Source organism: Pseudomonas poae (genome assembly GCA_028869255.1).
In the GTDB taxonomy this organism is placed as follows: Bacteria; Pseudomonadota; Gammaproteobacteria; order Pseudomonadales; family Pseudomonadaceae; genus Aquipseudomonas; species Aquipseudomonas poae_C.
In genome coordinates, this window is the sequence record CP110972.1 from 2,267,308 (window position 1) to 2,281,372 (window position 14,065).

Here is a 14,065-nt window from a genome sequence, read left to right on the forward strand (position 1 = left end):
TGCGAGGATGACGAATTCGGCACAGTTTCCACGCTCGACAGTGCCTGCGACATAGCGCAATCTGCTCGCCATCAAGGCGTATATGGGCGGTGAATATCATGGTGCAGAGCGCGTTTGCGGCCCTTGTTCAGGGGAGTCGCCCACACAGCATCGAGCAGCTGTTGGCGGGTATGGCGCAGGTGTTGCCGATGCTCGACGTGATCCCCAACGCCACAATTTTCATCAAGGATGTCGACGCCCGTTACGTGCTCGCCAACCACACGCTGGTGCAACGCTGTGGCCTCAAGCAGCTGCAGCCGCTGCTGGGCAAGACCAGCGCCGAAGTGTTCCCGGCGCAACTGGGGCCGGGTTACACCGAGCAGGACCGGCGTGTGCTGGAGCAGGGCTTTGTGCTGGAAGATCAGCTTGAGCTGCACCTTTACGGCACCCGTGAACCGGGCTGGTGCCTGACGCACAAATGGCCGCTGTATAACCATGCCGGCGAGATCATCGGCCTGGCGGGGATCTCCGTCGACCTGCAATCAGCCAGCGAAACCCACCCGGCGTACCAGCGCCTGGCGGCGGTGGATGAGTACATCCGTACGCACTTCAACCGCCGCGTCACCCTCGGTGAACTGACCCGCATCGCCGGTGTTTCCGTGGCGCAGTTGGAGCGCTACTGCAAACGGGTATTCCACCTCACACCCCGGCAGATGATCCAGAAAGTGCGGCTGGAGCATGCGCACCGACTGTTGCATACCGACTTGCCGATCACCGACGTTGCGCTGCAATGCGGGTACACCGACCACAGCGCGTTTACCCGCCAGTTCAAGGCGTTGACCGGGTTTACGCCGAGGCAGTACCGGCAGGCCACGGGGGGCTCAAACGAGTAACGGCACCGGTTAATCTTTGGTGAGTTGCTTCTTGCGCCCACCACACTTTACAAAGCTTGAGTCGTAAGCCCGGCGGCAGTAAGCGCTGTCCACCGTCGGCTCCATCGGCGGAGGCGGGCACATCGGCTGGCCCTGTGTGTCGCGAGGGTTGTTTTGCAGGCAGCTTTGGTAAGTGTGCATTTGCGCGTCGTAAATCAGCTTTTGCCCCTGGACGCTGTCTGCGGCTTTTTTCACGCATTCAGCGACGCGTTGATCGAGGTCCTTGATGCATTGCCGGCCTTGGGCTGTGTCGGGTTGGATGTAGCTGGAAGAGTTGCGCGTGTGCGTCTGGTATCAGATTGTTAAATCGCTGCAGCCTGTAGACCCCACAAAGTTGAAGTATGGCCATGATCAGACCGTGACCTTGCCAGAGTTTGTACAGGACGAAGTTTTTGACGAGATATTTAACTCAAACCAATTGCTGTCGATGGATGTGAGTACGCTCTTTGTCGGAGGTGTTCGGAAAAAGCCCGTGAACAGTGATTCCATCCTGGAACTGACCTCTTACCGGGAGCGCGCTTTACGCCTGACCTGGCAGCGAGAAAACGTTCGACTGGAAATAGGCGCGCTGAACGATAAGTGCCGACTCATCAAACGAATGCCATTCAGGGTGGCCGCAAAGAATGAATTCGGCGAAGTGATTGGTCGCAGGCTCAAAAGCATAAGTGCCGTGACCTATCTGATGCGCGCGGGGTATTTCGATACGGATTACAACGATTACCTTGGCTTCTTCTACGAGGGCTCGCTCACGCAGGGTGACAAGAACCTGATCCTTGCTCTGCGGCAGGGTGAGATGCCCGAGGTTAGTACCCTCGTCAATAATCCGGGGTTAGTGCTCGGTAAACTGGACCATGAATTACTTGAAGGTGGCCGCGGCCTGATCGCAGGTTTGGTTGATTATATGTGCAGCCAATACATCGACCCGGATGCAGATTCGATAGAGGGACAGACTGACGATCCTTTCGCGGGTGCGCTTGATGCGACACTCAAAATGGCCAGGCTCTCTATGGACCGTTTGGCTGAGGTAATTGACTCCCTTCTGCCGGGCCCGAACACACGGGTGTTGATTCAGGCGATCCACCGCACCGATCCCCTGCTTTTGATTGATCTGTTCACTTTTTCAACGCGTTTTCAGGCTAGTGGGCCCCGACAGGCATTCGTATGCGCAGTTTTCAGCAGCTTGACACCGGAACAGGTCCAGGCCCTGAGTGACGCCGGGATTCTGGATAGCCTTGCTGGGTTGGAGGATGTCACCCAGGTGATGCCGCTACTCGCCCATGGCAACGATACATGGGAGTGGCTACGCAACAATCCCGTGCACTTTTATAACCTCAGTGATACGACGCCAGCCGATGACCTCAAGCAGCTGCTGAGTTGGGGCTGTGTTGCGCCCCGACTCGAGATGCTGCGCCTGATCTGTTTTAGTTCTGACGCAGACGGCGAGGGTGATGGTCCGGTTACCTTTCGTCGGCTACAGGCGTTGCAACTGGACGGTATAGACAGTTTGCTATCGCTGGATCCGAATGAGTTTGTTGGGCAATTACTCAGCCAGGAGGGGATGTTGGACGAATCCTCAGAGTCCTTGAGCGCTTTGTTGGCCGCTGTCGGTGGCAAGTCGAATTGGGTTGCGCCATTGCTCGAACGTACAAGCTGCCAATTGAGGTCACTTGAAAGCGTGCCTACTCAAACCTGGGAACTGTTGCTCAATGTCGATCGAATCAGTAACAGGGCTGATGCTGTTTGGACCTACTTTTTGCAGCCAACAGTTGCAAATAGTGAGGATGATTATTTTATCGAGAACGATGGGGTTGAACGGTTTAATTTCGACAAGACGATATTGGCTGGGTTTATTGAGCGGCACGTAGACGTTTTGAAGCCCACGTTGTGGGAGCGCCATCCCGACCGGCATCGCGAACTTCAACAATACTTGCTTCGCACGGAGGTGTTCACGAATGCCACCCTCGCAAAGTTGTTGTCGACGACAGACCTGAAATCAATGGACGTTTTGAGTACGGTACCGGCGGTGCGTTGGGAGATGCTTGTAACCTCAAAATTCCTGCCGTACTCGGTCGAGATTCTTAAAATCATCCAGAACAGTGCGCGTCAGCATGAGGCTGCATACCTCGCACGACATGGCCGTGTGCAAGTGTCACTTGAGGCCAGGCGCAGTGAGTAAATGGATTCAATATAGTGCGTAACCCGTCAACTTCTTGGATGTGAATGGAGCAGGGCTTTGAAACATGTAATGAAGCAGGTCATCAAGCAGGCCGCCGCAAACCTGAGCGCGAGCCTGGATGTGTTTTATCCGGCCCACGGACGCAATGGCTTCAATGAACGCAACCTGAGCTATCAACTGGCAAAGGTGTTCGAAACGCGAAAGGGCGCACACGCGTTTATGGAAGTACCCTTTCAGAATTCAAATACCAAGCGCTTTTCGTACCGTATAGATTGCATGCTGGTTGACCCTAAAATAGTCGCCTTCGTCGAATGCAAGCGCCTGTACAGCCCGGAAAAGGCCGACCAGCTCAGCAAGGATTTCGAGCGAATGAACGCGGCGAACCTAACGCCTATAGTGAAGAAGTTAGAAGCGTTTCAGCGTACCAAGCGCAAGGTCTACCGCGTCATGCTCACCGAAACGTGGCAAAAACAGACCGTGGACTGGTGGGTGGCGCGAGATAACAGCAGAAGCTGGGACAACACCTGGCTCCCCGAAGATCGCGGGTTTGTCGAGGTCAAGGCGTGGGAAGGAAGCAACACGCTGTATTGGCTATACGCCTTCGAACAAATAGAACCAGGAGTGTGAACAATCCGCCGCAATCGCGGATTCGATGCAACGATTAGCAGCCTGACGCCTCATATGAGTACAACCGGTTAAAACCACCGCGTTGTGCTCCTTCTCCACGACAGGTACCACGCTTATGACCGCGGCTGAAAACAACCATGTGAACTGGCTGGTAGAGCAATCGATGCTGCATGCGGCACGCCAGCGCGCCAAGCTCTATTCGGGGCAGGGCCGGTTGTGGCAACAGCCTTACGCGCAGACCCGGCCGCGGGATGCTTCGGCGTTGTCGTCGGTGTGGTTTACCGCCTATCCGGCGTCGATTGTGACCCGCGAGGGCGGCACGGTGCTGGAGGCGCTGGGGGATGAAAGCCTGTGGCATGCGCTGTCGAAGATCGGCATTCAGGGCATCCATAACGGCCCGCTGAAAAAGTCCGGCGGCCTGAGCGGCACCGAGCACACGCCGACCATCGACGGCAATTTTGACCGCATCAGTTTCGAGATCGACCCGCAACTGGGCACTGAAGCGCAGTTGCAGGCGTTGACGCGCATGGCAGCGGCGCACAACGCGGTGATCATTGACGACGTGATCCCGTCCCATACCGGCAAGGGCGCGGATTTTCGTTTGGCCGAGATGGCCTATGAGGACTATCCCGGCCTGTATCACATGGTCGAAATCCGTGAGGAAGACTGGTCGCTGCTGCCCGAGGTGGCCGAGGGGCGCGATGCGCAGAACCTCAGCCCGCCGCAGGTGGACGCGCTGCGTGACAAGCACTACATCGTCGGTCAGCTGCAGCGGGTGATTTTCTTTGAGCCCGGGGTCAAGGAAACCGACTGGAGTGCCACCAACGTGGTGTTGGGCGTGGATGGCAAGCCGCGTCGCTGGGTGTACCTGCATTATTTCAAGGAAGGTCAGCCATCGTTGAACTGGCTGGACCCGACCTTTGCCGCGCAGCAGATGATCATCGGTGACGCCCTGCATGCCATTGACGTGATGGGCGCAAAAATCCTGCGCCTGGACGCCAATGGTTTTCTCGGGGTGGAGCGCAAGCTCGACGGCACGGCCTGGTCGGAAAGCCATCCGCTGTCGATCACCGGTAACCAGTTGCTCGGCGGGGCGATTCGCAAGGCCGGCGGGTTCAGTTTTCAGGAATTGAACCTCACCGTGGATGACATTGCATCGATGTCGCATGGCGGCGCCGACCTGTCCTATGACTTCATCACCCGCCCGGCGTACCAGCATGCGCTGCTGATGGGCGATGCCGAATTCCTGCGCCTGATGCTGCGCGAAATGCACCGCCAGGGCATCGACCCCGGCTCGCTGATCCATGCCTTGCAAAACCACGATGAGCTGACGCTGGAACTGGTGCATTTCTGGACGTTGCACGCCCATGACACCTTCCTTTACCAAGGCCAGACCTTCCCCGGCAATATCCTGCGCGAGCACATCCGCGAGCAGATGTATGAGCGCCTGGCGGGCGAACATGCGCCGTACAACCTCAAGTTCGTGACCAATGGCGTGTCCTGCACCACCGCCAGCATCATCACGGCGGCGCTGGGTATTCGTGACCTGGATGCGATTACCCCGGCCGATATCCAGCAGATTCGCCAGATTCATTTGCTGCTGGTGATGTACAACGCCATGCAACCAGGGGTATTCGCCTTGTCGGGTTGGGACTTGGTGGGTGCGCTGCCATTGGCCGCCGAAGAGGTGGAGCACCTGATGCAGGATGGCGATACGCGCTGGATTCATCGCGGCGCGTATGACCTGGTGGACCTGAACCCGGATGCAGAGCTGTCTGCCGGGCAAATGCCGCGTTCCAAAAGCCTGTACGGCAGCTTGAACAGCCAGTTGCAGGACCCGGAGTCATTCGCCTCGCAACTGCAGAAAATCCTTGGGGTACGCCGCGCCTATGACATTGCCGCCAGCCGCCAGATCCAGGTGCCGGAGGTAGAGAACTCGGCCCTGTTGATCATGGTTCACGAATTGCCGGCCGGCAAAGGTACGCAAATCACCGCGCTCAACTTTGGTGCCACGCCCATCACCGAAACCCTGCACCTGCCGGACATCGCGGCGGGGATGGTGGTGGACATCATCAACGAACGGGTGGAAGGCGATCTGACCGCCGAGGGCGAGTTCACTATTACGCTGGATGCGTATGAGGGGCTGGCGTTGCGTGTGATCAGCAACTCACCGATCTGACCCCCGGTAGCGGTGTTTTCAGGGAGGGGTGGGCTTTTCAGCCAACTGAAACCGATACCCCACCCCATACAGTGACTCAATCGGCGTTTCCCCTGGGCACACCTGTTCCAGCTTGCGCCGCAGGTTGCGGATATGGCTGTCCACCGTGCGATCGGTCACCACGCGGTGATCGGAGTAGAGGTGATCCAGCAACTGGTCGCGGGAGAATACGCGGCCGGCGGCGCGGGCGAAGGTGTTGAGCAGGCGCAGTTCAAGCGGCGTGAGGTCGAGCGCGATGCCGTCCAGCGAGACCTGGTAGTGCGCCTCGTCGATCAGCAGGCGTGACGCGCTGGTGCCCAGCAACTGCGGGCCGCGGCGCAGGATGGCCTTGACCCGCGCCACCACTTCGCGGGGGCTGAAGGGCTTGCAGATGTAATCGTCGGCGCCCAGTTCCAGGCCGAGCAGGCGGTCCACTTCTTCGACACGGGCGGTGATCATGATAATCGGCACCGCGCTGAAACCGCGCAGGTCCCGGCACAGCTGCATGCCGTCACGGCCGGGCAGCATCAAATCGAGCAGGATCAATTTAGGCGGGTGGGCGCGCACGGCGGGCACCACCTGCAAGCCATTGTCCAGGCACACCGTCGCGTAGCCGGCTGCTGCCAGGTAATCGCGCATCAGTGCGGCGAGCTTGGGTTCGTCTTCAACGATCAGGATCGGCTGTTCATCGTGCATGGTTCACAGGCTCCGGGGCAGGCGCAGGGTCAGCCACAAACCGCCGTAGGGCGAGTGATCGGCAACCAGGCTGCCATCGTGGGCATTGGCGATGCTACGGCAGATTGCCAGGCCCAGGCCCGCGCCACCATGCTCGCGGTTGCGCGATGCCTCGCCACGGTAGAAGCGCTCGAACACGCGTGGCAACTGCTTCGCCGACACGCCTGGCCCGGAGTCAAGAAAGTCGACACGCACCGTGTCGCGGTCCACGCCGACGCTGATGCGCAACGTGCCGTTGACGTCGGTGTAGCGCACGGCATTTTCCAGCAGGTTGCTAAACAATTGCTGCAAGCGCCCGGCATCCGCCAGCAGCTCGACGGACTGGCGCGGCAGCTCCAGGTCGATCTGCAACTGGCGGGCGTTAAAGCGTTCCTGGTACATCGCCAGGCTGTTTTGCAGCAGCTCGTTCAGCACGCACGGGGCCTTGCGGTAGGTCAGGGCGCCGATATCCGCCAAGGACAACTCATACAGATCATCCACCAGCTTGCTGAGCATGCCGACTTCGCCGAGCAGCGATTTCAGGGTGCTTGGGTTCAGGCTGCGCACACCGTCCTCAATCGCCTCCAGCTCGCCGCGCAGCACCGACAGCGGGGTGCGCAGTTCGTGGGAGACATCGGCCATGAACTCACGGCGCATGGTCTCGTTACGTTCCAGGGTGTAGGCCAACTGGTTGAAGTCGCGGGCCAGTTGGCCCACTTCGTCGTGGGAGGCTACGGCCACGCGACTGCTGTAGTCGCCGCTGGCCAAGCGATGGGTGGCGGCGGCCACGCGCTTGACCGGTTCCAGCAGCGTACGGGCGATCCACCAGGCAACCAGCATCGCCAGCAGCAACGAGAACACGCCCATCACCAGGCTTGCGCGCAGTTGGTATTGCTGGAAGCGTTCGCCACCGGCCTCGGTCACGCTCTGGAACGGGGTCACTGCCAGCCAGCCCACGGTTTCACCCGCGACCACAATGGCGCTCACCAGCGCGTCCTCACCAATCGCCGGGTAGCCGGTGACGCGTTTCTTGTCCTTGTCGAGCAGGGCGATGCGAAACAGCGCGCCCGTCAAGTCCGAAGCCAACGGTGTGCGCAGATCATGCGTGACGCGCTCTTCGCCGGGGTCTGGCCGCATGATGTCGAACCAGCGATCCGGGTGGTTGCGCATGAAGTCCCAATTGCCTTCGCGTGCATAGGCGCTGGCCAGGCGCGGCACCACCGTGGCCATGCGCTCCAGCGCCTGCTCATTGATATAGCCGAGAAACCCGCGGCCAAAACTCCAACCGGTGGCCAGGCCCATGCAAAGGATGACCAGCAGCACACCGGCCGATACGGCGACAAACAGTTTGGTGGAGATACTCAGCTTCATGAACAGGCGCCGTAAAAAGTAGTCCCGCCCATTTAGGCCCCCGGGGACTAAAGATTCAAGCCAGGCGGGCAATCTTCAATTTTCCTGCACATTTGCCTCGCAGCATGACGGTAAGGCTTGCACCACCCCGTCTTGCAGAGGCAACTATGTCCACCAAACTGTTCGCCAAATACCTGGTAACCGCCGCGGTTCTCCTGTCCTTCGTCATTCTGGTACTGCTGGGCGGCTGCTCGGCCGGCGACCCCGCACCCGCCATCGCGGTTGCCAAGGTCTCAGTGATTACCGTGCAACCCCAAAGCCAGGTGCTGACCACTGAGCTGGCCGGGCGCACCCAGGCGTTTATGGTCGCCGAGATTCGCCCGCAGGTCGGCGGTATCGTGCAACAGCGGCTGTTTGTCGAAGGTGCCGAAGTGAAAGCTGGGCAGGCGCTGTACCAACTCGATGCGGCACCCTACAAGGCCGCGCTCGCCGAGGCCCAGGCCAGCCTGGCCAAGGCCCGTGCCACCTTGAAGTCGGCCCAGACCACCGCCACGCGCAATGCCCGGCTGGTGAAGATCGATGCCATCAGCCAGCAAACCAACGAGGATTCACAAGCCACCCTGCTGACCGCCGCCGCCGATGTAAAGGTGGCCGAGGCCGACCTCGACACCGCACGCATCAACCTGGCCTACACCCGCATCAGCTCGCCGGTGGCCGGGCGCATCGAGACCTCCACGGTCACCCCCGGCGCATTGGTGGTGGCCAACCAGGACAGCGCGCTAACCACGGTGCAGCAACTCGACCCGATCTATGTGGATGTGACCCAGTCCACCACAGAATTGCTGGCCCTCAAACGCGACCTGGCGCGTGGCGCGTTGCAGGCCAATGGCAACGGCGAGGCTCGCATCAGCCTCAAGCTGGACGACGGCAGCGCCTATAACCACGAAGGTCGCCTCACGTTCAGCGGGGTCAGCGTCAACCAGAGCACCGGTACCGTGACCTTGCGTGCGGTATTCGACAACCCGGAGCATTTGCTGCTGCCCGGCATGTATGTGCGCGGCGTGTTGGAGCAGGCCCGCGATGACCAGGCGATCCTGGTTCCACAAAAAGCCGTGAGCCGCAGCGCCAGCGGCGTGACCTCGGTGTTGCTGGTGGTGGACGGCAAGGTCGAACAGCGCGTGCTCACGGTTGAGCGCGCCGTGGGCAACCAGTGGTGGGTTACCGCCGGCTTGCAGGCCGGTGACCAGGTGATCGTCGAGGGCGGGCAAAAAGTCCGCGTCGGTGCGGTGGTCCAGACCCAGCCCGCAGAGGCCGGCACCTTGGCGCAGGAGGGTTGAGCATGGCGCGGTTCTTTATTGATCGACCGATTTTCGCCTGGGTCATTGCTATCGTGATCATGCTCGGCGGCGCGTTGTCCATCAGCCAATTGCCACTGGAACAGTACCCGGATATCGCGCCGCCCACCGTGCGTATTTCCGCGACTTACACCGGCGCCTCGGCCAAGACGGTCGAAGACTCGGTGACCCAGGTCATCGAGCAGCAGATGAAGGGCCTCGATAACCTGACCTATATGTCGGCCTCCAGCAGCTCGGCGGGCAGCGCCAGTATCAGCCTGACCTTTGGCGCCGGCACCGACCCGGATGTGGCGCAGATGCAGGTGCAGAACAAACTGCAACAGGCCGAGTCGCGACTGCCGCAGTCGGTGCAGAGTGAGGGCCTGACCGTGACCAAAGGCGGTTCGGACTTCCTGATGATTGCCGCCCTGGCCTCGGATAACCCCAGCGTCACCGGCACCCAGATCGGCGACTACATCTCCAGCACCTTGCTCGATTCCATCAGCCGCATCGACGGTGTGGGCGATGTGCAGACCCTGGGTTCGGGCTACGCCATGCGTATCTGGCTGGACCCGGCGCTGCTGGAAAAATATGCGCTGATGCCGTCGGATGTGAGCAGCGCATTGGAGGCGCAAAACACCGAAGTGTCTGCCGGTCAACTCGGCGCATTGCCGGCAGTAAAGGGGCAACAACTCAACGCCACCATCAGTGCGCGCAGCAAGCTGCAGACGGCCGAAGAGTTCCGCAATGTGGTAGTCAAGTCCACCAGCGACGGCGCGGTGGTACTGCTCGGTGATGTGGCGACCGTGGCGCTGGGCAGCGAGAGCTATGACATCAACTCGGCCCTCAACGGCAAGCCGGCCGCCGCCATGGGCGTGCAACTGGCGGCGGGCGCGAATGCGCTGGACGTGGGGGAGGCGGTCAAGGCCAAGCTCAAGGAACTGGCGCCGTTTTACCCGACCGAAATGCAATTGAAGAACGTAATCGCCTACGACACCACGCCGTTTGTGAGTCTGTCCATCGAGGAAGTGGTCAAGTCCCTGGGCGAGGCGATCGTGCTGGTGGTGCTGATCATGTTCCTGTTCCTGCAAAACCTGCGGGCCACGCTGATCCCCGCGATCACCGTGCCGGTGGTGTTGCTGGGTACGTTTGGCGTGTTGGCGTTGTTCGGTTACTCGATCAATACCCTGACCATGTTTGCCATGGTCCTGGCCATTGGCTTGCTGGTCGACGACGCGATTGTGGTGGTGGAAAACGTCGAACGGGTAATGGCCGAGCAGGGCTTGTCGGCCCTCGCCGCCACACGCCAGTCGATGGATGAAATCACCAGCGCACTGGTCGGCATCGCCCTGGTGTTGAGCGCCGTGTTTATCCCCATGGCGTTTTTGGCGGTTCCACCGGGATCATCTATCGGCAGTTTTCGGTGACCATCGTCTCGGCCATGGTGCTTTCGGTGGTGGTGGCCATGACCCTCACGCCGGCCTTGTGCGCCACCATGCTCAAGCCGGGTCACGCTGTTCAACGGGGCTTTTTCGGTTGGTTCAACCGTTCTTTCGAACGCTGCTCGAGTGCGTATGAAGGGTGGGTCGGCGGTGTGCTGCAACGCTCACGGCGCAGCCTGGTGGTGTACGCGCTGATCGCTGCGGCCATGGCGGCGGGTTACGCCAGCTTGCCCACCTCGTTTCTGCCGGACGAGGACCAGGGCATTCTCATGGCGCAAATCCAGTTGCCAGTGGGGGCCACCGACAGCCGTACCCAGGCGGTCCTTCACCAGTTTGAGCAGTACATGCTCAAGCAGCCGGAAGTCGAGGCCATGATCAGCATCAGCGGCCTGGGCATGGGTGGCAACAGCCAGAATACGGCGCGGGCATTTATTCGGTTGAAGGACTGGAGTGAACGCGCAGACGATGCCGCCACGATTGCCCAGCGGGCCACGTTGGCCCTGGCAAGCATTGGCGATGCCGATGTGTTCGTGATGCAACCGCCCGCCGTGCGCGGCCTGGGCCAGAGTTCGGGGTTTGATTTGCAGCTCAAGGACCTCGCGGGTCTTGGCCACGATGCGCTGGTGGCGGCGCGTGAGCAATTTATCCAAGCGGCCAGACAGGATCCGCGCCTGCTGGGCGTGCGCAGCAACGGCCTGGACGACGCACCGCAACTCAAAATCAGCATTGATGACCGCAAAGCGGGGGCCTTGAGCCTGAGCACCAGCGACATCAACAGCACCTTGTCCACCGCGCTGGGCGGCACGTATGTGAACGACTTCCTCAACCAGGGCCGCGTGAAAAAGGTCTACGTGCAAGGCGACGCAAACACGCGTATGCAAGCGGCTGATCTGGACCATTGGTTCGTGCGCAACAGCAACGACGAAATGGTGCCGTTTTCGTCATTTGCCAGCAGCGCCTGGAGCTATGGTTCACCCTTGCTGGAACGCTACAACGGCACCTCCTCATTGGAAGTGGTCGGTGACCCGGCACCCGGTGTGAGTTCCGGCGCTGCGATGGATGCGGTGGAAGCGCTTGCCCGGCAACTGCCCGAGGGTATCGGCTATGAGTGGACCGGGCAGTCCTACCAGCTGCGTCTTTCCGGGTCCCAGGCGCCGTTGCTGTATGCGGTGTCCATCCTGTTTGTGTTCCTGTGCCTGGCCGCGCTGTACGAGAGTTGGTCGGTGCCGTTCTCGGTGATTCTGGTGGTGCCATTGGGCATCGTCGGCGCGGTGTGGGCCACACGCTTTACCGGGTTGAGCAATGACGTGTACTTCCAGGTCGGCCTGCTGACCACCGTAGGGCTGGCGGCGAAGAACGCGATCCTGATCGTCGAGTTTGCCAAGCACCTGCAAGAGCAGGGCAACAGCCTGCGCGAGGCCACGCTGATCGCTGTGCGCCAGCGTTTGCGCCCGATCCTCATGACCTCCCTGGCCTTTATGTTCGGCGTGTTACCGCTGGCCTTGAGCAGCGGTGCAGGTTCCGCCGGGCGCCGGGCCATCGGCACGGGGGGGCTGGGCGGCATGTTCAGCGCCACGCTGCTGGGGATCTTCTTTGTTCCGCTGTTTTTTGTGTTGATCCGCCGCCGCTTTGGCCGTGTCGGCACCACGCCCATCGTCGAAAAAGGTGACGCATGATCCGCTTTCTCTGCCCGTTAGTCGCCGCACTGGTCTTGAGTGGCTGCGTCAATCTGGCGCCGCACTACCAGCAGCCCGAGGCCCCGGTACCGGCCGAATGGCAAGCCGGCGTCCTGGGCGAGGTGCCGGCCGATATCCAGTGGCAGCAGTTCTTTACCGACCGCCGCCTGGCGCAACTGCAAAGCCTGGCCCTGGCCAATAACCGCGACCTGCGCCTGGCCAGCCTGAACATCGAGAAGGCCCAGGCGCAATACCGCATCCAGCGCGCAGCGGCGTTCCCGACCATCGACGCCGAAGTCAGCGGCACCCACAGCCGTACGCCGGGCTCGTTGTCCAGCGGTGGCACGGCGGTCACCAGCCACGACTACAGCGCGCAACTGGGGCTTAGCAGCTATGAAGTCGATGTGTTCGGCCGCGTACAGAACCTGCAGGACGAAGCGCTGGAAGACTATCTGGCGCTGACCGAAACCCGGCGCAGCACGCAAATCAGCCTGGTGGCCGAAGTGGCCACCGCCTGGTTGACCTTGGCGGCCGACAACGCGCACCTGCACCTGGCCCAGGAGACCCTGGCCAGCCAGCAATCCACCTACGAACTGACCCAGCGCAGCCACGCTGCGGGTGGTTCGACGGGGTTGGCCGTGGCCCAGGCGCAAACCACCGTGGAGTCGGCGCGGGTCGATGTGGCCGAGTATCAGAGCCAGATCCTCCAGGACCGCAACGCCCTGCGCCTGCTGGTAGGCAGCGATATCCCCGACGCATGGCTGCCCGATGCGCATCTGCAATCGGCGGCGGCGTTGGTACAGGTTCCGGCCGAACTGCCGTCGAGCCTGTTGCAGCGGCGCCCTGATGTGCTGGCGGCGGAACACAGCCTCAAGTCTGCGAATATCGACATTGGTGCAGCGCGGGCGGCGTTTTTTCCCGGCATCAGCCTCACGGCGAATGCCGGCTCCGCCAGTTCGTCACTGTCCAGCCTGTTCAAGGCCGGCAGCGGCGCCTGGACCTTTGCGCCGAGCATCAGCCTGCCGATCTTCGACGCCGGCAGTAACCGCGCAACCCTGGATGCGGCCAAGGTCGAGAAGCAGATCCAGGTGCAGACCTACCAACAAACCTTGCAAACCGCGTTCAAGGAAGTCGCCGATGCGTTGGCCGTGCGCAGCACCCTGGATCAGCGCCTCAGCGCGCAACAAGCGCTGACCGATGCCAGCCAGAAAAGCTACGAGCTGTCCAATGCACTCTACCGCGCCGGCTCGCAAAGCTACCTCGAAGCGCTGGATGCCCAACGCACGTTGTACAGCGCCCAGCAGGACCTGATTACCCTGCGCCTGGCAGAGCAAAGTAACCGGGTGACGCTGTACAAGGTGATGGGGGTGGTTGGCAATAGCCTCAGGCGGCCGACGCCTGGAGCGGGCCATGAACCATTCCAGCACCAGGTATTCCGGCAAGCCGCAGCGCCAGTAACGTTCGCCCTGGCGGGGGAGGTGCAGGTCTTCAGCGTTGGCCGGGCGGCTGTAGATAAACACGTTTTCGATGTCGTACAGCTCAAACCAAGGCCCGTTCACGCCGGGCTTTCGCAGCAGATGGTCAGCCGCCAGCAACACGTCGAACGGTGTCCGCCCGGCATGGCTGAGTCTCAGCGCT

7 protein-coding genes and 2 pseudogenes are annotated in these 14,065 nt (G+C 61.0%); 7 read left to right on the forward strand and 2 right to left on the reverse strand.

Going from position 1 to position 14,065, the window contains the following annotated elements; translation table 11 throughout:
* Window positions 1-98 precede the first annotated feature (98 nt).
* The 4 genes from LRS56_10475 (at window position 99) to treS (ending at window position 5,893) form a co-directional block, all read left to right on the forward strand.
* Window positions 99-872: an AraC family transcriptional regulator gene (locus tag LRS56_10475; protein ID WDU65722.1), complete on the forward strand. Its 774-nt coding sequence runs from the start codon at window positions 99-101 to the stop codon at window positions 870-872.
* 397 nt (window positions 873-1,269) lie between these two features.
* Window positions 1,270-3,087: a hypothetical protein gene (locus tag LRS56_10480; GenBank protein ID WDU64844.1), complete on the forward strand. Its 1,818-nt coding sequence runs from the start codon at window positions 1,270-1,272 to the stop codon at window positions 3,085-3,087.
* 69 nt (window positions 3,088-3,156) lie between these two features.
* Window positions 3,157-3,714 carry a hypothetical protein gene (locus LRS56_10485; protein WDU64845.1) on the forward strand — a complete coding sequence of 186 codons (558 nt, stop codon included), beginning with the start codon at window positions 3,157-3,159 and terminating at the stop codon, window positions 3,712-3,714.
* 115 nt (window positions 3,715-3,829) lie between these two features.
* Window positions 3,830-5,893 (forward strand): maltose alpha-D-glucosyltransferase, encoded by a 2,064-nt coding sequence (gene treS / locus LRS56_10490; GenBank protein ID WDU64846.1) that lies wholly within the window; start codon window positions 3,830-3,832, stop codon window positions 5,891-5,893.
* An 18-nt stretch (window positions 5,894-5,911) separates the two neighbouring features.
* On the opposite strand, the gene LRS56_10495 is transcribed toward treS, so the two are convergent.
* Together LRS56_10495 and LRS56_10500 are read right to left on the reverse strand one after the other, a co-directional pair.
* Window positions 5,912-6,607 carry a response regulator gene (locus tag LRS56_10495; protein WDU64847.1) on the reverse strand — a complete coding sequence of 232 codons (696 nt, stop codon included), beginning with the start codon at window positions 6,605-6,607 and terminating at the stop codon, window positions 5,912-5,914.
* Window positions 6,608-6,610: 3 nt separating this feature from the next.
* A complete protein-coding gene (locus LRS56_10500) occupies window positions 6,611-7,996 on the reverse strand; it encodes an ATP-binding protein (GenBank protein ID WDU64848.1) in 1,386 nt (461 codons plus the stop codon).
* A 146-nt stretch (window positions 7,997-8,142) separates the two neighbouring features.
* Here LRS56_10500 and LRS56_10505 point away from each other — a divergent pair, with 146 nt between their 5' ends.
* The 3 genes and pseudogenes from LRS56_10505 to LRS56_10515 all read left to right on the forward strand — a co-directional run bounded on the left by LRS56_10505 (window position 8,143) and on the right by LRS56_10515 (window position 13,794).
* Window positions 8,143-9,312, forward strand: a complete 1,170-nt coding sequence (locus LRS56_10505; protein WDU64849.1) for an efflux RND transporter periplasmic adaptor subunit — start codon at window positions 8,143-8,145, stop codon at window positions 9,310-9,312.
* A 2-nt stretch (window positions 9,313-9,314) separates the two neighbouring features.
* Window positions 9,315-12,427: pseudogene (locus tag LRS56_10510) on the forward strand (efflux RND transporter permease subunit).
* A pseudogene (locus LRS56_10515) lies at window positions 12,424-13,794 on the forward strand (efflux transporter outer membrane subunit). Before LRS56_10510 ends, LRS56_10515 begins: the two co-directional pseudogenes overlap by 4 nt.
* Window positions 13,795-14,065 lie beyond the last annotated feature (271 nt).

Bases quoted from the DNA above. Each gene is read 5' to 3' on its own strand.
- LRS56_10495 (WDU64847.1), bottom strand. From the start codon at position 6,607: ATGCACGATGAACAGCCGATCCTGATCGTTGAAGACGAACCCAAGCTC.
- LRS56_10475 (WDU65722.1), top strand. From the start codon at position 99: ATGGTGCAGAGCGCGTTTGCGGCCCTTGTTCAGGGGAGTCGCCCACAC.
- LRS56_10505 (WDU64849.1), top strand. From the start codon at position 8,143: ATGTCCACCAAACTGTTCGCCAAATACCTGGTAACCGCCGCGGTTCTC.
- LRS56_10500 (WDU64848.1), bottom strand. From the start codon at position 7,996: ATGAAGCTGAGTATCTCCACCAAACTGTTTGTCGCCGTATCGGCCGGT.
- treS (WDU64846.1), top strand. From the start codon at position 3,830: ATGACCGCGGCTGAAAACAACCATGTGAACTGGCTGGTAGAGCAATCG.
- LRS56_10485 (WDU64845.1), top strand. From the start codon at position 3,157: ATGAAGCAGGTCATCAAGCAGGCCGCCGCAAACCTGAGCGCGAGCCTG.